Annotated in this window: 16 protein-coding genes and 1 pseudogene; 12 read left to right on the forward strand and 5 right to left on the reverse strand. The window is 72.9% G+C overall.

What is annotated here, in order from left to right:
• The 3 genes from ACWCYY_RS39390 to ACWCYY_RS39400 form a co-directional block, all read left to right on the forward strand.
• Positions 1–126, forward strand: a 126-nt coding sequence (locus tag ACWCYY_RS39390) for a glycine radical domain-containing protein (RefSeq protein ID WP_449798826.1), incomplete at its 5' end; no start/stop codon positions are given.
• A gap of 15 nt (positions 127–141) precedes the next feature.
• Positions 142–921 (forward strand): pyruvate formate-lyase-activating protein, encoded by a 780-nt coding sequence (gene pflA, locus ACWCYY_RS39395; protein WP_449798817.1) that lies wholly within the window; start codon positions 142–144, stop codon positions 919–921.
• Positions 922–951: 30 nt separating this feature from the next.
• Positions 952–1,761, forward strand: a complete 810-nt coding sequence (locus ACWCYY_RS39400; RefSeq protein ID WP_449798818.1) for a phosphoribosyl-dephospho-CoA transferase MdcG domain-containing protein — start codon at positions 952–954, stop codon at positions 1,759–1,761.
• 11 nt (positions 1,762–1,772) lie between these two features.
• On the opposite strand, the gene ACWCYY_RS39405 is transcribed toward ACWCYY_RS39400, so the two are convergent.
• Genes ACWCYY_RS39405 through ACWCYY_RS39415 form a run of 3 tightly spaced genes read right to left on the reverse strand, consistent with a single transcriptional unit; the run spans position 1,773 to position 5,649 of the window.
• Entirely contained in the window at positions 1,773–3,776 is a 2,004-nt protein-coding gene (locus ACWCYY_RS39405; protein ID WP_449798819.1) for a dipeptide ABC transporter ATP-binding protein, read from the reverse strand.
• Entirely contained in the window at positions 3,773–4,666 is an 894-nt protein-coding gene (locus ACWCYY_RS39410) for an ABC transporter permease (RefSeq protein ID WP_345285753.1), read from the reverse strand. Before ACWCYY_RS39410 ends, ACWCYY_RS39405 begins: the two co-directional genes overlap by 4 nt.
• Positions 4,666–5,649, reverse strand: a complete 984-nt coding sequence (locus ACWCYY_RS39415; RefSeq protein ID WP_345285751.1) for an ABC transporter permease — start codon at positions 5,647–5,649, stop codon at positions 4,666–4,668. Before ACWCYY_RS39415 ends, ACWCYY_RS39410 begins: the two co-directional genes overlap by 1 nt.
• A 272-nt stretch (positions 5,650–5,921) precedes the next feature.
• On the opposite strand from ACWCYY_RS39415, the gene ACWCYY_RS39420 reads away from it, so the two are divergent.
• The 6 genes from ACWCYY_RS39420 to ACWCYY_RS39445 all read left to right on the forward strand — a co-directional run bounded on the left by ACWCYY_RS39420 (position 5,922) and on the right by ACWCYY_RS39445 (position 13,607).
• Positions 5,922–7,622 (forward strand): ABC transporter family substrate-binding protein, encoded by a 1,701-nt coding sequence (locus ACWCYY_RS39420; RefSeq protein ID WP_345285749.1) that lies wholly within the window; start codon positions 5,922–5,924, stop codon positions 7,620–7,622.
• Between the two features lie 462 nt (positions 7,623–8,084).
• A complete protein-coding gene (locus ACWCYY_RS39425) occupies positions 8,085–9,284 on the forward strand; it encodes a low temperature requirement protein A (RefSeq protein WP_449798820.1) in 1,200 nt (399 codons plus the stop codon).
• Positions 9,281–9,859 (forward strand): EF-hand domain-containing protein, encoded by a 579-nt coding sequence (locus ACWCYY_RS39430; protein WP_345285745.1) that lies wholly within the window; start codon positions 9,281–9,283, stop codon positions 9,857–9,859. Before ACWCYY_RS39425 ends, ACWCYY_RS39430 begins: the two co-directional genes overlap by 4 nt.
• A 28-nt stretch (positions 9,860–9,887) precedes the next feature.
• Entirely contained in the window at positions 9,888–10,535 is a 648-nt protein-coding gene (locus tag ACWCYY_RS39435; RefSeq protein WP_449798821.1) for a pentapeptide repeat-containing protein, read from the forward strand.
• A gap of 37 nt (positions 10,536–10,572) precedes the next feature.
• The gene (locus tag ACWCYY_RS39440) at positions 10,573–11,340 is read left to right on the forward strand and encodes a hypothetical protein (protein WP_345285742.1); all 768 of its coding nucleotides are present in this window, start codon (positions 10,573–10,575) and stop codon (positions 11,338–11,340) included.
• A 200-nt stretch (positions 11,341–11,540) separates the two neighbouring features.
• Positions 11,541–13,607, forward strand: coding sequence for a phosphocholine-specific phospholipase C (locus ACWCYY_RS39445; protein ID WP_449798822.1), 2,067 nt, complete (start codon positions 11,541–11,543; stop codon positions 13,605–13,607).
• A gap of 60 nt (positions 13,608–13,667) precedes the next feature.
• Here the strand turns inward: ACWCYY_RS39445 and ACWCYY_RS39450 are convergent, their stop codons facing one another.
• Together ACWCYY_RS39450 and ACWCYY_RS39455 are read right to left on the reverse strand one after the other, a co-directional pair.
• Positions 13,668–14,462, reverse strand: a complete 795-nt coding sequence (locus ACWCYY_RS39450) for an aminoglycoside 3'-phosphotransferase (RefSeq protein WP_345285739.1) — start codon at positions 14,460–14,462, stop codon at positions 13,668–13,670.
• Positions 14,463–14,701: 239 nt separating this feature from the next.
• Positions 14,702–15,457 carry a sirohydrochlorin chelatase gene (locus tag ACWCYY_RS39455; RefSeq protein WP_449798823.1) on the reverse strand — a complete coding sequence of 252 codons (756 nt, stop codon included), beginning with the start codon at positions 15,455–15,457 and terminating at the stop codon, positions 14,702–14,704.
• Between the two features lie 216 nt (positions 15,458–15,673).
• Between ACWCYY_RS39455 and nirB the strand changes: the two genes are divergently transcribed.
• The 3 genes and pseudogenes from nirB to ACWCYY_RS39470 all read left to right on the forward strand — a co-directional run.
• A complete protein-coding gene (nirB, locus tag ACWCYY_RS39460; protein WP_449798824.1) occupies positions 15,674–18,166 on the forward strand; it encodes a nitrite reductase large subunit NirB in 2,493 nt (830 codons plus the stop codon).
• Positions 18,166–18,504 (forward strand): nitrite reductase small subunit NirD, encoded by a 339-nt coding sequence (gene nirD, locus ACWCYY_RS39465; RefSeq protein ID WP_449798825.1) that lies wholly within the window; start codon positions 18,166–18,168, stop codon positions 18,502–18,504. Before nirB ends, nirD begins: the two co-directional genes overlap by 1 nt.
• A 33-nt stretch (positions 18,505–18,537) precedes the next feature.
• Positions 18,538–18,627, forward strand: a pseudogene (locus tag ACWCYY_RS39470) (universal stress protein); the annotation flags it as partial.

The following is an 18,627-nucleotide window of genomic DNA, read 5'->3' on the forward strand; positions in this document are numbered from 1 at the left end:
ATGGAGCACCCGGAGAACTACCCGCAGCTGACCATCCGGGTGAGCGGATACGCCGTCAACTTCGTCCGGCTGACCCGCGAACAGCAGCTCGACGTACTCAACCGCACCTTCCACGGCTCGCTCTAGGCAGGAGATCCCGTCATGGCCGTCACCCTCGGAACCGAGATCCCCGTCGGCGCGCTCACCGGTGCGCTCACCGGCTCGGTGCACTCCTGGGACCTCTCCACCGGTGTGGACGGCCCGGGCACCCGGTTCGTCACCTTCCTGGCCGGGTGCCCGCTGACCTGCCTCTACTGCCACAACCCCGACACCATGAAGATGCGCAACGGCAGGCGCACCACCGCCGACGCGGTGGTGGCCGAGGCCGCGAAGTACACCACCTTCATCCGGGCCTCCGGCGGCGGCGCCACCATCAGCGGCGGCGAGCCGCTGCTCCAACCGGCCTTCGCCGGCGAGCTGTTCCACCGCTACAAGCACGAACTCGGCCTGCACACCGCCCTGGACACCTCCGGCTTCCTCGGCGCCCGGGCCACCGACAAACTGCTGGCCGACGTCGACCTGGTGCTGCTGGACATCAAGTCCTGGGACCGCGAGCTCTACCGCAAGGTCACCGGACGGCCGTTGGAGCCCACCCTGGACTTCGCCCGGCGCCTCGCCGACCTCGGCAAGGAGGTCTGGGTCCGCTTCGTGCTGGTGCCCGGGCTGACCGACCCGGTCGACAACGTCGAAGGCGTGGCCGGCTTCGCCGCCTCGCTGGGCAACGTCTCCCGGGTGGACGTGCTGCCCTTCCACAAGCTGGGGGCGGCCAAGTACGAGGCCCTGGGCCAGGACTTCGCGCTGGCCGACACCCCCTCGCCGACCCCCGAGCAGGTGGCCGCCGCCCGCGGCGTCTTCACCCGCCACGGCCTCAACGCCGTCTGACGGCACCACAATTCAAGAAGGAGAACCCCGATGACCACCGCAGTGCCGCGCCGCCGCCGCAGGGCCGACGACCCCGACGAGCACCCTGGCCGCCCCCGCCGGGTGGTCGGGCCGGTCCCGGCGATGGACGGCCGGACGCCCACCGCGCACGACCTGCTGCTGCTGCACTGCCCGTCCTCGCTGCGGCGGACCGTCTCGGGTGCCGAGCCGATGCCCGCCTGGGCCCGTACGCTGCTGCGCGGCAACCCCTGGGTCACCGTCCGCCGGGCCCCGGCCCTGGCCGGGCTCTCCCCGGCCCGCTCGCGCTGCACCCGGGACACGATGGCCGCCGCCGAGACCTGGATCCCGGTCTCGCTGAGCGGCCCCCGCCCGGACCAGCGGGTCACCGGCTACGCGCCCCGCTCGGCGGTGGCGGTGACCCTCAAGCCCGAGCAACTCCCGGACCGCCTGGAGCAGTTGCCCGAGGACCGGCGGCTCGGGCTGCCCGCCCTGCTGGCCCTCCCGGCGGCCGGCGCGGCGGTCGAGAGCTACAACCTCAGCTGGGGCCCGATCGGCGCCGTCGGCTGCGAGCTGGCCACCGGCGTCCCGGTCACCACCCTCGACAGCCCGCTGCGCCTGCTGCTGCGCAGCCCGCTCCCGTTCAGCCGCCGGGACGCCCTGCTGCTGCGCCGCAGGCTGCGCAAGCTCCCGGTCTGGGTCGAGGCCGAGCTGGAGACCCGGCACGGCTCCGTCTCGCTGGCCGAGTACTCCACCTCCCCGCAGTTCCTCACCCTGCACACCCCGGACGGCCCCCGGCTGGTCGGCGACCCCTGGTTCCCCCGGCAGCTGCGCAGCGCTTGACGGGCATGCGGTCAGGCGTGGTGGCAGGCGACTCCGTCGGTGAGCGGCGGGGTCGTCTGCTCGCACACCGGGCGCTTCTCCGGCGGGAGTTCGGCGTAGAGCGGGCAGCGGGTGCGGAAGGCGCAGCCGGTGTGGCGTTCGGTCGGGGAGGGCGGGTCGCCGGGGAGCAGGGTGCGGGTGCGGGCGCGTTCGGCGGCCGGGTCGGGGAGCGGGACGGCGGAGCGCAGGGCCCGGGTGTAGGGGTGGCGGGGGTGGTCGAGGACCTCGGCGACCGGGCCCTGTTCGACGGTGCGGCCCAGGTACATCACGCTGACCCGGTCGCAGAGGTGGCGGATCACCGAGAGGTCGTGCGAGACGAAGAGGTAGGCCAGGCCGAGGTCGGCCTTGAGCTGCTGGAGCAGGTTGAGCACGCCGGCCTGGACCGAGACGTCCAGGGCGGAGACCGGTTCGTCGAGGACCAGGAGCTTGGGCTCGACCGCGAGGGCCCGGGCGATGGAGATCCGCTGACGCTGGCCGCCGGAGAACTGGTGCGGGTAGCGGCCGGCGTGCGCCGGATCCAGGCCGACCTGGCGGAGCAGCTGGGGGATCCGACGGTCGATCAGCTCGCGTGGGGCGCGCTGGGCGAGCAGCGGTTCGGCGATGATGTCGCCGACCGGCTGGCGCGGGTCCAGGCTGGCCATCGGGTCCTGGAAGACGATCTGCACCTCGCCGCGCAGGCGGTGGGCGTCCGCCTTGGTGAGGGTGGCGGTGTCGTGGCCGAGCAGTTCGATCCGGCCGGCCTCGGGGGCGGTCAGGCCGAGCAGTTCGAACAGGGTGGTGGACTTGCCCGAGCCGGACTCCCCGACCAGGCCGAGGGTCTCCCCGCGCCGCAGGTCCAGCTCGACGCCGTCCACCGCGTGCACCGAGCCGACCCGGCGCTTGAAGACGGTGCCCTTGAGCACCGGGAAGGTCTTGGTCAGGCCGGTGACGGCGAGCACCTGCTCGCGCTCCTCACGGGGCGTCAGGTCGGGCTCGGGCAGCGGCGGGACGGGGTAGACCTCCTGCGGGGCCGGGCGGGTGGCGGCCAGGAAGTCGGCGCGCAGGCAGGCCGCGAGGTGGTCGCCGTCGCCGGTGAGCGCGGGCTCCTCGGTGCGGCAGCGGTCCTCCACCAGCGGGCAGCGGTCGGCGAACGGGCAGCCGCCGCCGAGCGTCCCCGGGGCGGGCGGCTGGCCGGGGATCGGCACCAGGGCGCCGCGGGCGCCGTCGAGGCGGGGCACCGCGCCGATCAGGCCGAGGGTGTAGGGGTGGCGGGGGTGGGCGAAGAGCTCGTCCACCGGGGCGGTCTCCACCACCCGGCCCGCGTACATCACGGCGACCCGGTCGGCCATCCCGGCGATCACGCCGAGGTCGTGGCTGACCAGCACCAGGGCCGCGCCGGTCTCCCGCTGGGCGGTGCGCAGCACGTCCAGCACCTGGGCCTGGATGGTGACGTCCAGGGCGGTGGTGGGCTCGTCGGCGAGCAGGATGTCCGGGTCGTTGGCGATCGCCATGGCGATCATCGCGCGCTGGCGCATGCCGCCGGAGAACTCGTGCGGGAAGGAGTCCAGGGCCCGGCGGGGGTCGGGGATGCCGACCAGGTCGAGGAGTTCGGCGGCCCTGGTACGGGCTGCCGCCCGGTCCAGCTTCTGGTGCACCCGGATCGCCTCGACGATCTGGTCGCCGATCCGGTAGACCGGGGTGAAGGCGGAGAGCGGGTCCTGGAAGACCATCGCCACCTTGTTGCCGCGCAGGCCCGCGAGTTCACGGCTGGGCAGTCCGACCAGTTCGCGGCCTTCGAGGCGTACGGAGCCCTTGACCCGTGCGGCACCCGGCAGCAGGCCGAGCACGGCCAGCGCGGTCACCGACTTGCCGGAGCCGGACTCGCCGACGATCCCGAGGGTCTCCCCGCGACGCAGCGTCAGGTCGACGCCCCGGACCGCCGGCTGAGAACCGAAGTCGACGGCGAGGTCAGCGACTTCGAGCAGAGGGGTGGTCACTGGGAACTCCGGGAGGTGGGGTCGAGGGCGTCGCGCAGGCCGTCGCCGATCAGGTTGACGGCGAGGACGAAGAGGACCAGCAGGGCGGCGGCGAAGTAGAACAGCCAGGGGAAGACCGGGGCCTGGTCGGTGCCGGCGGCGAGCAGGGTGCCGAGCGAGACGTCGGGGGCGCGGACGCCGAAGCCGAAGTAGGAGAGGGCGGCCTCGCTCATCACGGCGCCGCCGACGGTGATGGTGGCGTCGGTGATCAGGAAGGAGGCGACGTTCGGCAGGATGTGGCGCAGGATGATCCGCAGGGGGTGGACGCCCATGAAGCGGGCGGCCCGGACGAACTCGCGCTCGCGCAGCGAGCGGGTCATCGAGCGGACCACCCGGGCGGTGATCATCCAGTTGAAGACGGCCAGCAGGACGACGAAGGCGATCCAGCCGGAGCCCTTCAGCCGGGGCGAGATGATGGTGATGATCAGGAAGCTGGGGAAGACCAGCATCAGGTCGACCAGGAAGGTCAGGCAGCGGTCCGCCCAGCCGCCGAAGTATCCGGCGCAGGCGCCGACCAGGCCGGCCAGCACGGTGGAGAAGACCGCCACCAGCAGGCCGATCACCAGGGACTTCTGCAGGCCCCGGACGGTCTGCGCGAAGACGTCCTGGCCGAGCCCGTTGGTGCCGAACCAGTGCTGGCCGGACGGCGGCTGGCGCAGCGCGGTGTAGTCCGGAGCGGCGTAGTCCCAGGGCGTCAGGTACGGGCCGAGGAAGGCCAGCAGGAAGAGCAGCAGCACCGTGACGGCGCCGATCACGACCCCGCGGGCGGCCAGCAGGCGGCGCAGCACCAGGCGGGAGCGGCCTGCGGGGGCGGCCGGTTCGGCCGGGGCGAGCGGGAGCACGGCAGTCATCAGGACCTGACCCGGGGGTCGAGGGCGGCGGTGAGCAGGTCGGCCAGGAAGCCGGAGGCCAGCACCACCACCGCGGCGAACAGGTTGACCGCGACCACCGAGTTGATGTCCTGCTCGTTGATCGCCTGGATGAACCACTCCCCCATGCCGTGCCAGCCGAAGATGGTCTCGGTGAAGGCGGCGCCGGTGAAGATGCCCAGGAAGCTGTAGGCGAACATCGTGGTCATCGGGATGATCGCGGTCCGCAGCCCGTGCTTGAGCAGGGCCTGACGCCTGGTCAGGCCCTTGGCCTCGGCGGTCCGCAGGTAGTCGGAGCCGAGCACGTCGAGCATGGTGGCGCGCTGGTAGCGGCTGTAGACGGCCAGGCCGCCGAGGGCCAGCGAGAGGGTGGGCAGCAGCAGGTGCAGGCCCCAGTCGGCCAGGTGGGCGCCGATGCCGCCGGTCAGGCCGGGGGTCTCGTAGCCGGTGAACGGGATCACCTCGTGGCCGGCCGCGTCCTTGGCGGCGATCGCGCCGTTCTTCAGCAGCAGGGCCAGCAGGAAGACCGGGGTGGAGAGCAGCACGAAGGAGGTGAGGGTCAACGCCCGGTCGGAGAAGCGGTACTGGCGCACCGCGCCCCAGACGCCGACCGCGACGCCGAGCACCATGCCGAGCAGGCTGCCGACCAGCAGCAGCCGCAGCGAGACCCAGATCCGCCGGCCGAAGTCCTCGTTCACCGAGGTGTCGTGGATGGTGCGGCCGAGGTCGGCGTGGAACACCAGGCCCTCGGCCCAGGTGCCGAAGCGCTCCACCACGGGGGTGCGGTCGTTGATGTTCAGCTCGGTCAGCTGGCGGTCCACCGAGGCGGCGGAGGGGCGCGGCTGCTTGGCCTCGAAGTAGGCCCGGGGGCCGAGCGCGGCGCTGGCGAGCGCGTAGGCGAGGAAGACGGCGACGACCAGCAGGACGGCGTGGTAGCCGAGCCGCTTGGCTATGTAGCGGATCACCGCGCACCACCGGAGCCGGGTCTCGGCACCCTGGATGACATGACGAATTACCTTTGTTCTGAGGTGGGTTGGATCAGTGTTCCAGCGCACTACGAAGTGCACGTTGCCGCCGTATTGCGCCACGTGTCGGTCTGATCAGGTGTGGACGAGACCCCCTGGTAGAAGCACTGATCCGCTGTTACGTTCTGCTGGCCGAACACCGCTTGGCTGCCCACGTTCAACTCCCGCCACACCTGGCGGCACCCAAAATCTCTATCTCCCGGGGGAACCCCATGGACTCCATCACCAGCACCCGCCTACGCCGTCTCGCCGTGCTCGCCGCCGCCGTGGCGCTCGCCGTCACCGGCTGCAGCTCGGCCGGCTCCGGCTCGGGTGGCGACGTGGCGAAGAACGTGGTGCCGACCCAGGACGCGGAGGACAACAACCCGCAGCCGCTGGACAAGATCAGGGACGGCGGCGAGTTCCACCCGCCGCTGCAGCAGTGGATCACCCAGTGGAACCCGTACCAGGTGGACGGCCGGTACGGCGACGCGGTCGAGATCATGGGCTACACCCAGGCCCAGCTGTTCCGCACCGACGCCAAGGGCGTCTTCACCCCGGTGCCGGAGTACCTGGCCTCGGCCGAGGTGACCTCCAAGTCGCCGCAGGTGGTGACCTACAAGCTCAACCCGAAGGCCAAGTGGTCGGACGGCAAGCCGCTGAGCGCCGAGGACTTCAAGGCGGTCTGGAAGGCCACCAACGGCAAGGACCCGGCCTACAACATCGCCGACTCCTCCGGCTACGAGCAGATCTCCGGCGTGGAGCAGGGCGCGGACGCCCTGGAGGTGAAGGTCACCTTCGAGAAGCCGTACGCGGACTGGCAGAACCTCTTCAACCCGCTGCTGCCGGCCTCCGGGATCTCCACCCCGGAGGCGTTCAACGACGGCTGGGTCGAGAAGGTCCCGGTCTGGAGCGGCCCGTTCAAGATCGGGGAGCTGAACAAGACCGCGCAGACCATCACCCTGGTGCCCAACCCGGAGTGGTGGGGCCCGAAGCCCAAGCTGGACAAGATCATCTACCGGGTGCTGGCCAGCTCCGCGATCACCCAGGCCTTCCTCAACAACGAGGTGGACTACGCCTCGGCCGGCACCGCGACCGCCTACGGCCAGCTGAAGGACGCCAAGGACGGCGTCATCCGCACCGGCACCCCGTGGGACGAGGTGCACATCTCCTTCGGCGGCAACGGCGCGCTGGCCGACCAGACGGTGCGTCAGGCGCTCACCAAGGCGCTGGACCGCACCGCGCTGATCAAGATCGTGAACGCGGGCGTGCCGGTGGAGTTCAAGCCGCTCGACAACCACCTCTACATGACCAACCAGAGCGGCTACCGGAACAACTCCGGCGACTGGGCCAAGGCTGACCCGGCCAAGGCCAAGGAGCTGCTGGAGAAGGCGGGTTGGAAGGAGCCGGCGGCCGGCCAGCCGCGCACCAAGGACGGTGCCGCGCTGGAGCTGCACTACGTGCTCAGCGACGGCTCGGCCCAGGCCCAGCTCGACATGGCCGCCGCCGTGCAGTCGATGCTCCAGCAGGTCGGCGTGAAGCTCACCCTGGACAAGGTGCCGAGCAAGGAGTACTTCGCCAAGTACATCAACCAGGGCAAGTTCGACCTGGCGAGCTGGCGGAACACCGGCTCCTTCCCGCTCTCCGCCGGCGTCCCCAACTACCGCGCCCCGCAGGGCGACAACGTGTTCGGGAACTACTCCAAGCTGGCCACCCCGGAGATCGACACCCTGCTGCGCACCGCCGCCGGGACGCTGGACAGGGCCGAGGCCGACAAGCTCTACAACGAGGCCGACGCCAAGATCTGGGAGCTGGCCCACACCCTGGAGCTCTACCAGCGCCCGAGCATCGTGGCGGTGCGCAAGGGCCTGGCCAACTTCGGGGCCGGCAGCCTGGCGAGCACCGACATCACCAAGGTGGGCTGGGAGAAGTAGCCCGCGCCACGGGGCGGACCGCGCGGCGGCGACCGCCGCCGCGCACCGCCCCGGCCCGGCCGGAGCCGGGCATGGCGGTGCGGCGGCACCCCGACGTGCGGCGGCACTGCCGGGCAGCGCGGTGATCACGAGGCCGACGGCACGGGGGCGCGGTGTGCCCGCCCCCGTGTTCCGCCACCGGCCTTGACCTTCCGCGTTGCCCGAAGTCCGCCCGCGTCGTCCTTGCCACTGCGGAGGAATCTATCCGGCCAAACGGGGTGGAACCGACCCCCGGCGCGGGGCGCGCCCGGGTTCCGGCGGTCCGTTCACCCGGTTCGCGCACTCCACCGTCAACTGGCGCTGACAGCAGGACAGAAGGGGTGCGAGCCGGACGGTCCGCGTGTCGCCGGGATGCGTGCGCCGGGCGTGATGGACTGTCAGGATCACGGGGACCGGAACCACGCCGAGCGCCCAGGTGGCCCCATGAGCACAGACCTCCCCTCCCAACCCGCCTTCCGGCGGATGACCGCACGCAGCAAGCACGAGAGCCACCGGGTGGCCACGCCGCTGGAGCTCTTCTTCGACCTCTGCTTCGTGGTGGCGGTCGCCCAGGCCGGGAAGCAGCTGGCGCACGACCTGGCCGAGGGCCACCTGGGCGCCGGGCTGTACGGCTACGCGTTCGCCTTCTTCGCCATCTGGTGGGCCTGGATGAACTTCTCCTGGTTCGCCTCCGCCTACGACGTGGACGACGTGCCGTACCGGGTCACCACCCTGGTGCAGATCACCGGCGTGCTGATCCTGGCCGCCGGGGTGCCCCGGATGTTCGACAGCCGGGACCTCACCCTCTCCGTGGTCGGCTACCTGGTGATGCGGCTGGCCATGGTCACCCAGTGGCTGCGCGCGGCCGCCTCCGAGACCGGCGGGGCGCGGACCATGGCGCTGCGCTACGCGATCGGCATCACCATCTGCCAACTCGGCTGGGTGCTGGTGCTGTTGGTGCCGGACAGCGCGCTCACCTGGGTGCTGCCGCTCGGCATCGTGGCCGAGCTCTCCGTCCCGGCCCTGGCCGAACTGCGCACCCAGTCGAACTGGCACCCGCACCACATCGCCGAGCGGTACGGCCTGTTCACCATCATCGTGCTCGGCGAGACCGTCGCCGCCGCCACCCTGGCGATGCAGGCCGCGATCGACGAGCACGAGGCGCTGGACGAGCTGATCCCGATCGCCGCGGGCGGCATCCTGATCTGCTTCTCCGCCTGGTGGATCTACTTCGCCCGCCCGGTGCACCACATCCTCACCTCCAACCGCCGCTCCTTCCTCTGGGGCTACGGCCATTACGTGGTGCTCGGCTCGGCCGCCGCGATCGGCGCCGGTCTGGAGGTGGCGATCGAGTACGCCACCCACAAGGCGCACATCACCGCCGTCCCGGCGGCGGCCGCCGTCACCGTCCCCACCGCACTCTTCCTGCTCGCGGTCTGGGCGCTGCACTCCCGGCACGTCAAGACCGGCCTCGGCCAGGCCCTGCTGCCGGCCGCCTCGGTGGCCGTGCTCGCCTGCACCTTCCTGGGCGAGCACGGCACCCTGGCGGCCGGCCTGGTCTGCGCCGCCACCGTCGCCCTGGGCCTGGCCCTGGAGTCCCACGGGCACCCCGTCCACCAGAACCCCACCGGAGGAACCGCATGACCGAGCCCGCCACCACCGGCGACCTGCTCCGCGACAAGATCGCCTACGGCTTCGACCACCTGGACCGGGACGGCGACGGCCGCCTCACCGAGGCCGACCACGTGCTGATGGGCCGCGACAGCGCCCGCTCCCTCGGCCACCCGGAGGGCTCCGCCGAGGAGGACCGGATCGTCGACGCCTACCTGCACATCTGGCGCGAGCTGCACCTGCCCACCCTGCCCGCGGGCGCCACCGAGATCGGCCGGGAGGAGTTCATCACCAGCACCCTGGGCCTGGCCGAGGACCCGGCGGCCGCCCGGGCCACCGTCGGCGCGCTGGCCGAGGTCTTCCTCACGGTCGCGGACGCCGACGGGAACGGGGTGGTCGACCGGGAGGAGTTCTACGCCTTCCAGCGCGGCCACTTCCCGGACCTCACCCGGGAGGACACCGACCTGGCCTTCTCGCGGCTCGACCTGGACGGCAACGGTACGCTCGACCCCGAGGAGTTCGTCCAGGCCGTGGTGGAGTACTGGAGCAGCCGCGACCCCGAGGCCCCCGGCAACTGGTGGACCGGCAACCCGGCCTTCGCCCGGTAACGCCCCGTCAGCCCAGGAGGCCCCCGCCGTGCAGTCCGTCCCCGACCGGCTCGACGACCTGCCCTACGCGCACCTGCTCGTCCCGCACAGCGGCCCGCTGCGCGGCGACCGCTACGACACCGTGCGGTTCGAGGGTCCGCTGGAGGCGGTCTCGGCCGGCGGCGGGAGCTTCCTGGAGTGCGCCTTCACCGGCACCGAGCTGTCCGGGGCACGGCTGCGGCAGACCCGGTTCAACGAGGTCTGGGTGCAGGGCAGCCGCTGGGTGGCGGTGGACTGCGCGGAGAGCGAGTGGCAGGACGCCGGCCTGGTCTCCACCGTGCTGGCCGGGCTGACCGCCTACGGCTCGGCGGTGCGCCGGGTGGTGCTGCGCCAGTGCAAGCTGGAGGCGGTCAACCTGCGCGGCGCGGTGCTGCGGGACGTGGTCTTCGAGGACTGCCTGCTGCGGGACGTGGACTTCGGCGAGGCCAAGCTCACCGACGTCTCCTTCCCCGGCTCCACCCTGGAGGAGGTCCGGCTGAGCGGCGCCGTGCTCAAGCAGGCCGACTTCCGCGGCGCCCGCTCGCTGGGCCTCACCGACGGCCCGCACGGACTGCGCGGAGCCATCCTCGGATCCGCGCAACTCTTCGAACTGGCGCCACAGTTCGCCCAGGCCCTGGGTATCACCGTGAAGGACTGACCACGCCCGTGGTCCGTACGACGGAGGGTGGGGAACGGTGGAGGAGCGGATCCTGATCGAGGTCGGTGCCCCGGAGGACGGCCGCTACCCGGTGCGCGAGGCCGGGACGGAGCGGAGCGGCGCACCCGGGGCGACGGTGGTGCCCGGCACCCGGGAGGAGCTGGAGCGGTGGGCCGGGGCGGCCGAACGGCACCGGGCGGCGACGCGCCCGCCGGGAGCGCGGGGCCGGGTGATCCGGGCTCTGGGCCGCGGGCCGGTCGCGGCCACACGGGCCGACGAGGCGTACCGACCGGTCGCGGCCGAGATCGCGGCCCGGTTGGCGGAGCACCGGGAGCGCCGGGAGGCGGCCCTCCGGACGGCCCGGGCCCAGCGCTTCCGGGCCGGGGCGGACCGTCCGGTCTGGGGGCTGCTGGCCCCGGCCGCCCTCGGGCCGGTCCGGGTCTTCCGGTGGGACGCCGAGGTGCCGCCGGAGGCGGACCCCACCGCCGCCCGGCTGACGGTCCGTGAACTGGAGCACGGGCTGCTGGAGTTGCGCACGCAGCGGACCCAGGCGGTCGAGTGGTACGGCACGGCCTGCGAGGCCACCGAGGCCGAGTGCGCCGCGACCGGCGACCGGGTGTCCTTCCCGTCCTGGTGGGCCGCCGTCACGCTCTTCCCCTGGCAGCACCACCGGTGGCTGCCCTCGCTGCCCGGGAGCCCGGCCGGACCCGTCGGCCGGGGCGGGGAGGCGGCGGGGGCCGTCGGAGGCTTCGGCTGCGGAGGCGGCGCGGGCTGCGGGGGTGCCGGCTGCGGAGGCGGGCTCTGAGCCGCCGTACCGCTTCGCGTTCATCTCGCCTTCGCCCGGCGACCGGGCGTTGAACAGTCCAACAAGCCTTGATGGAAAGTCATGGCCACCGGCCGCGACCTGCGCAAAGATTCCGCTCGGCCGATGGCGTGCACACAACGTGTGCAGACAACACCGGCCACCATCAGCGGCTTCTGTGGAGCGAAGGGACGGGCTGCGGGATGTCCGAGCTGAGTCGTAGGAAGTTCATGGCACTGTCGGCGGCCGGGGCGGCCGGGGCGGCCGTCGCGGGGTCGGCCACGGTCGGCGGCGGGGCGGCCGAGGCGGCGGAGCAGTACGGGCTGGACGCCACCGGCACGCTGACCGACGCCAGGCACATCGTGATCCTGATGCAGGAGAACCGGAGCTTCGACCACTACTTCGGCACCCTCCAGGGCGTCCGGGGCTTCGGCGACCGGGCCGCGATCCAGATCCCGGGCGGGTTCAGCGTCTTCAACCAGCCGAACGGGACGGGCCGCCAGTACCCGTGGCTGTTCAGCGCCACCAAGGCGGCCGGCGGCCAGACCCCCGAGCGCCTCGCCCAGTGCAACGGCGACCTCGCGCACTCCTGGAACGACCAGCACAGCGCCTGGAACACCGGCAAGATGGACAACTGGGTGGCCGCCAAGTCCAGTGTCCGCGCGCTCGGTTACCTCAACCGCAAGGACATCCCGTTCCACTTCGCGCTGGCCGACAACTGGACCGTCGGCGACGCCTACTTCTGCTCCACGCTGAGCGCCACCGGCCCCAACCGCACCTTCCACTGGAGCGGACAGATCGACCCGGACGGCAAGGCGGGCGGCCCGGCCTACAACGGCGGCGACGAGTCCGGCCTGCGCTGGCAGACCTACGCCGAGGCGCTGGAGACCGCCGGGGTCAGCTGGAAGCTCTACCAGAACGCGGCCGACAACTACGGCGACAACGCCCTGGCCTACTTCAAGCAGTTCACCGACGCCCCGGCCGGCAGCCCGCTCAAGGTCAAGGGCATGGGCTCCGTCCCGAAGGTGACCGGGAAGACCCCGGACGACATCGCCGCCGCGATCCGCGCCGACGTGCTGAACGGGACGCTGCCGCAAGTGGTCTGGGTGGTCGCCGACGAGGCCTCCTCCGAGCACCCCTACGCGCCGCCGAACGACGGCGCGCACTTCGTGCACCTGGTGATGGACGCGCTCAACGCCGACCCGGCGGTCTTCAACTCCAGCATCATGTTCCTCAACTACGACGAGAACGACGGCTTCTTCGACCACGTGCCGCCGCCGGTGCCGGTCGCCGGGACGCCCGGGGAGTTCTACAACGGCCAGCCGGTCGGCCTCGGCTTCCGGGTCCCGATGATCGCCATCTCGCCCTGGAGCCGCGGCGGTTGGGTCTCCTCGGAGGTCTTCGACCACACCTCGGTGCTGCGCTTCCTGGAGCGCTGGACGGCCGCCCTCGGCAAGCCCGCGGTCTGCCTGAACATCTCCGCCTGGCGGCGCAAGGTCACCGGCGACCTGACCGGCATGTTCGACTTCGCCCACCCGGTCTACGGGATGCCCGCACTGCCCGACACCTCCTTCGTGATCGGCCAGTCCACCTGCGGCCCGCTGCCGAACCCGGCCCCGACCAACAACGCGCTCCCGCTCCAGGAGCCCGGCACCCGGCCGGCCCGCGCGCTGCCGTACCAGCCAAACGCCAACCTGGACCACCTGGAGTTCGGCGCGAACGGGGTGATGAAGGTCTGGATCAAGATGGCCAACGAGGGCGCCGCCGCCACCAGCGCCACCCACTTCGCGGCCTACGCCAACGCCCACCGCAGCGGCGGCCCGTGGCAGTACACGGTGGACCCGGCCGGCTCCACCAGCGACTTCTTCAACTGCGGCACCAACTTCGGCAACGGCCCCTACGACCTGAGCGTCACCGGCCCGAACCGCTTCCTGCGCCGCTTCAAGGGCGACGCCACCAAGGCGGGCAAGACCGTCACCGTCACCGCCTCGTACGCGAACGCGCCGGACACCGGCAAGCTCGCCCTCTGGTTCCGCCTCGACAACGCGGGCACCTCGGCCGTGACCTTCACCGTCACCCCGAACAACTACCGCACCGACGGCCCGTGGACCTACATCGTCCAGCCCGGCGGCAACACCAGCGACTACTTCAACGCCGTCGCCCACCAGAACGGCTGGTACGACTTCACGGTCACCGTCAGCTCGGACTCCACCTGGTCCCAGCGCTTCACCGGCCACCTGGAGACCGGCCTGCCCAGCGTCACCGGCTGACCCCAGGCCGGGCCCCGGCCGGGCCCCGCCGCGCGCTCTCCGCGCGGCGGGGCCCGGTGTTCAGTCCGAGAGCTCCCAGAGCAGCCGGTAGTAGGCGGTGCGCTCCGGATCGGGCGCGACGCCGTAGGCCTCCAGCAGGGGCTCCTCCCAGCCCGGCCCGTAGTTCCACCGCGTGCTCCAGGTGGCGATCGCCAGGTCGGCCCAGCGGTCGGCCACCCCGAGGTCGCCCAGGTCGACGTGCCCGGAGGCGGTGCCGTCCTCGCCGATCAGGGTGTTGGGCGAGCAGGCGTCGCCGTGACAGACCACCAGGCGGTCCACCGGCGGGGCGTCCGCCAGCAGTTCGAGCGCCCGCGGCACGCCGCCCACGTACGCCAACTCATCGGGCCAGCACGCCGGTTCCACCAGTCCGGCGGCGACCCTGGCGTGCACCGAGGCCAGCCGGGTGGGCACCGACCAGTCGAACGGGCAGTCCGCCACCGGCAGCGCCTCGTGCAGCCGGCGCAGCCCGGCCCCGAGCGCGCGCACCGCCTGCTCCGGCCGGCGCCGCCAGTGCTCGTCCTCGGCCGAACTCCCGGGCAGGCCTTCGGTGACCAGCCAGCTGCCGCCCTCGTCCGCCCCCTGCTCCAGCACCCGGGGCACCGTGGCGTACTTCGCCGCCCAGGTCAGCCGGGCCGCCTCGGCGGACAGGTCGATGGTGTTCCCCGCCGGGTTCCACTTCACGAACGTTCGCTCCGCCAGGCCGACCTGGAAGGTCAGCCCGCCGAGCTCGTTCTCCCAGACGGCCCGCAGGGGCCGGCCGGCGGCGTACTCACGGACGAACTCCGGTACCGCGACCGGACCTTGTGGGGTACTCATACGGCCATTCTCACGGGACGTTCCTTCGAGGCCAAACGTTTTACAGCCGGGGCCCGGCAGGGCGGCGCCCCGGGGGCGCGAGGCTCTGCTGACCTGCGGCTCCGCCGCGGGGCGCGAATCGGAAGGCGGCTCACCTGCAACTGAGGCTCCGTCAGCCAGTTGCACGTGCTGCCGTTCCCCAGCGCGCCCGCGCGGCGGAGCCGCAGGTCAGCAGAGCCCCGCGCCCCCGGCGTGACCACTCACACCCCGATCCGCTGGCCGAGGGCGTAGCGGCGCAGGACGGCGCGGGCGATCAGGGGGTGGTCGGCCAGCGGGGCGGTGACGGTCCAGGCGCCGGCGGCGGGGAGGGCGGCGGTGAAGCGGCCCGGGGCGAGCAGGTGGGCGGCGACCGCGATCCGGCGGTGGCCCTCGGCCCGGAGGGCGTCGACCGCCTGCGGGACGGTGGGTGCGGTGGCGGAGCAGTAGGCGGTGCGGACCGGGACGGTGCCGCCGAGCAGGTGCTCCAGCTGGGCGGCGGCGGCCAGTGCGCCGTCGTTGCCGCCCGGGCGGGTGGAGCCGGCGGCGGCCACCACCACGGCGTCGGCCCGGCCGCCGGCCCGTTCCTCGGCCTCCCGCAGCCGTCCGTGCAGCGCCAGTCCGATCGAGGCGGCGGCGCCGCTCAGCCCCGGGGTGACCACGGCCCGTACTCCGGTGGCCGCGGCCACCACGCCCGGGACGTCCACCGCGCGGTGGAAGCCGTCGCCGAGCAGCAGCGGCACCACCACGGCCTCGCCCGTCAGCTGCCCGAGCACCTCGGCCAGCGAGGGGCTCTGCACGTCCAGGTGGCCCACCACGGGGTGACGTCCGGTCAGGGCGTCGAGCCGGGAGCACAGCCTGGTCACGGTGCGCACCGCCGCCGGGACGGCGCTGCCGTGCACGGCCAGCACCAAGGGCGGCCCGGCAGACCCTGCGGCGGGCAGCGGCCCCGGCTCACGGATCGGTGCGAAGACGGTCATCAGGCTCCACTCCCTTCACCGTCCACGCTAGGCGGCCGCCCGGGGCGGCCGGACCGGGCCGAGGCCACCGGCTCCGGGGCCGAAGGTCCCGCACCGCCCGGCCGCGTGTCACTCGGGCCCAAGGTCCCTTCTGCTCGGGCCCTTTACTCGTGGGACGCCCAGCAACCCCGAACTACGGTCGGAGACAGGAGCACCCGCGCAGGAGGAGCACGCACCATGACGCCCAAGACCCTGGTCCTCGTCGGACACGGCATGGTGGGCCAGCGCCTGCTGTCCGCCCTGGCCGAGCGCGGGGCCTTCGAGCGCGACTGGCGGGCCGTGGTGCTCGCCGAGGAGAGCCGCCCCGCCTACGACCGGGTGCACCTGACGGCCCGCTTCACCGGCACCAGCCCGGACGAACTCGCGCTTGCCGGGCCGGAGTTCTTCACCGAACACGGCATCGAGCTGCACCTCGGCGACCCGGCCGAGGCCCTCGACACCGCCCGACGGACCGTCACCACCGCAGGCGGCCGCACCCTCGGCTACGACGCCCTGGTGCTGGCCACCGGCTCGTACCCCTTCATGCCGCCGGTGCCCGGCGCGGACGCCCCGGGCTGCTTCGCCTACCGGACCCTGGACGACGTGGACGCGATCACCGCCTACGCGGCGGCCGGCGCCCGCAGCGGGGTGGTGGTCGGCGGCGGGCTGCTCGGACTGGAGGCGGCCGGTGCGCTGCGCAGCCTGGGGCTGCGCACCAGCGTGGTGGAGTTCGCACCCCGGCTGATGCCGCTCCAGCTGGACGAGGGCGGCGGGGCCGCCCTGCGCGGCGCGGTCGAGGGGATGGGCATCGGCGTGCACACCGGTGTCGGGGCGAACCGGATCGAGCTGGACGCGGACGGCGTCACCGACGGCCTGCGGCTGAGCGACGGCCAGTTGGTCGACGCCGACCTGGTGGTGTTCTCGGCGGGCGTGCGCCCCCGGGGCCGGCTCGCCCGCGACGCCGGGCTGCTCTGCGGCGACCGGGGCGGCGTCGCCGTCGACCGGCACTGCCGCACCACCGACCCGGCGGTCTACGCCGTCGGCGAGTGCGCCCAGACCTGCGACGGCCAGGTGTACGGCCTGGTGGCCCCGGGCTACCAGATGGCCGAGGTGGTGGCCGAGCAGCTGCACGGCGACGGCTCCGCCTCCTTCGAGGGCGCCGACACCGACACCAAGCTCAAGCTGCTGGGCGCCGACGTGGCCAGCTTCGGCGACCCGTTCGCGGCCGGCGGGCGCTCGGTGGAGGTGCAGTTCTCCGACTCCGGCTCCGGGGTCTACAAGAAGCTGGTGCTCGGTGCCGACGGCCGGCTGCTCGGCGGCATCCTGGTCGGCGACGCCGCCGCGTACGGGCTGCTGCGCCCGCACACCGGCACCGAACTCCCGGCCGCGCCCGAGTCGTTCCTCCTCCCGGCCGGAGCCGGGGCGCCGCCCGGGGCCGAGCTGCTGCCGGACGAGGCCGTGGTGTGCAGCTGTCACAACGTCACCAAGGGCGCCGTCCGGGCCGCCGTGGCCGAGGGCGTCACCGAGCTCTCCGAGCTGAAGGCCTGCACCAGGGCCGGCACCGGCTGCGGCGGTTGCACGGGCACCCTGCAGTCCCTGCTGGACGGCTTCGGCGTGCAGCGCCGCCCGGGCCTGTGCGAGCACTTCACGCTGTCCCGCGCCGAGCTCTACCAGGCCGTCGTGGAAGGGGGGTTCACCTCCTTCGCCGAGGTGCTGGCGGCACACGGCAACGGCGCCGAGGACGGCTGCGCGGTGTGCAAGCCGGTGGTCGGCTCGATCCTGGCCACCCTCGGGCCCGAGCTCGGGCTGCGGCACGTGCTCGACCCCGGACAGCGCGGCCTCCAGGACTCCAACGACCGCTACCTGGCCAACCTGCAGAAGGACGGCACCTACTCCGTGGTGCCGCGCATCCCCGGTGGCGAACTGACCGCCGAGCAACTGATCGTGATCGGCGAGGTGGCCCGGGACTTCGGCCTCCACACCAAGGTCACCGGCGGCCAGCGGATCGATCTCTTCGGCGCCCGGCGCGAACAACTCCCGGCGGTCTGGCGGCGGTTGGTGGACGCCGGCTTCGAGTCCGGCCACGCCTACGGCAAGTCGCTGCGCACCGTGAAGTCCTGCGTGGGCAGCCGTTGGTGCCGCTTCGGGCAGGGCGACTCGGTGCAGCTGGCGATCGACCTGGAGCTGCGCTACCGGGGCCTGCGCACCCCGCACAAGGTCAAGGGCGGGGTCTCCGGCTGCCTGCGCGAGTGCGCCGAGGCCCGGGGCAAGGACATCGGCGTGATCGCCACCGCCAAGGGCTGGAACCTCTACGTCGGCGGCAACGGCGGCACCACGCCGCGCCACGCCGACCTGCTGGCCTCCGACCTCTCCACCGAGGAACTGCTCCGGCTCACCGACCGCTTCCTGATGTACTACGCCCGCACCGGCGAGCGGCTGGAGCGGACCGCCGCCTGGCTGGAGCGCCTGGGCCTCGACCACGTCCGCGCGGTGGTGGTGGAGGACTCGCTCGGGCTGGCCACCGAGCTGGAGGCCCAGGCCGAGCGGCACGTGGCCGCCTACCAGGACGAGTGGCGGGCCGTGCTGGACGACCCGGCCAAGCTCCGCGCCTTCGCCCCCTTCGTCAACGCCCCCGCCGACCCCGTCAGTTTCGTCGACTCCCCGACCGTCCCCGTCCTCCAGGAGCAGTGATGAACCGCACCGGCCAGGTCCAGGTCCAGTCCCCCGACGGCACATGGGTCACCGTCTGCGCCTACGAGGAGCTCGAACCCGCCTGCGGGGTCGCCGCCCTGCTCCCCGAGGGCGAGCAGGCCGCCGTCTTCCGCACCCCCGGCGGCGAGGTCTACGCCGTCGGCAACCGCGACCCGTTCTCGCACGCCGACGTGATCGCCGACGGCATCACCGGCAGCGTGGACGGCGCCCCCACCGTCGCCTCCCCCATGCACAAGCAGACCTTCGACCTGCGCAGCGGCGTCTGCCTGGATGACCCGGCCAACGCCCTGCCGGTCTATCCGGTCCAGGTGGTCTGACACGGCGTCGGCCCCCGAACCGTCCGGTTCGGGGTCGAGGAGGTCGGCCGGGAGTACGCCGCCGACGCGATCGTGGTCGGGACCACGCACGGCCTGCTCGGCAAGCTGTTCGGTTCGGTCTCG

This window comes from Kitasatospora sp. NPDC001664 (assembly GCF_053596675.1).

Bases quoted from the DNA above. Each gene is read 5' to 3' on its own strand.
- ACWCYY_RS39425 (WP_449798820.1), top strand. From the start codon at position 8,085: ATGAGCACAGACCTCCCCTCCCAACCCGCCTTCCGGCGGATGACCGCA.
- ACWCYY_RS39450 (WP_345285739.1), bottom strand. From the start codon at position 14,462: ATGAGTACCCCACAAGGTCCGGTCGCGGTACCGGAGTTCGTCCGTGAG.
- ACWCYY_RS39410 (WP_345285753.1), bottom strand. From the start codon at position 4,666: ATGACTGCCGTGCTCCCGCTCGCCCCGGCCGAACCGGCCGCCCCCGCA.
- ACWCYY_RS39430 (WP_345285745.1), top strand. From the start codon at position 9,281: ATGACCGAGCCCGCCACCACCGGCGACCTGCTCCGCGACAAGATCGCC.
- pflA (WP_449798817.1), top strand. From the start codon at position 142: ATGGCCGTCACCCTCGGAACCGAGATCCCCGTCGGCGCGCTCACCGGT.
- ACWCYY_RS39455 (WP_449798823.1), bottom strand. From the start codon at position 15,457: ATGACCGTCTTCGCACCGATCCGTGAGCCGGGGCCGCTGCCCGCCGCA.
- ACWCYY_RS39400 (WP_449798818.1), top strand. From the start codon at position 952: ATGACCACCGCAGTGCCGCGCCGCCGCCGCAGGGCCGACGACCCCGAC.
- nirB (WP_449798824.1), top strand. From the start codon at position 15,674: ATGACGCCCAAGACCCTGGTCCTCGTCGGACACGGCATGGTGGGCCAG.
- ACWCYY_RS39420 (WP_345285749.1), top strand. From the start codon at position 5,922: ATGGACTCCATCACCAGCACCCGCCTACGCCGTCTCGCCGTGCTCGCC.
- ACWCYY_RS39445 (WP_449798822.1), top strand. From the start codon at position 11,541: ATGTCCGAGCTGAGTCGTAGGAAGTTCATGGCACTGTCGGCGGCCGGG.
- nirD (WP_449798825.1), top strand. From the start codon at position 18,166: ATGAACCGCACCGGCCAGGTCCAGGTCCAGTCCCCCGACGGCACATGG.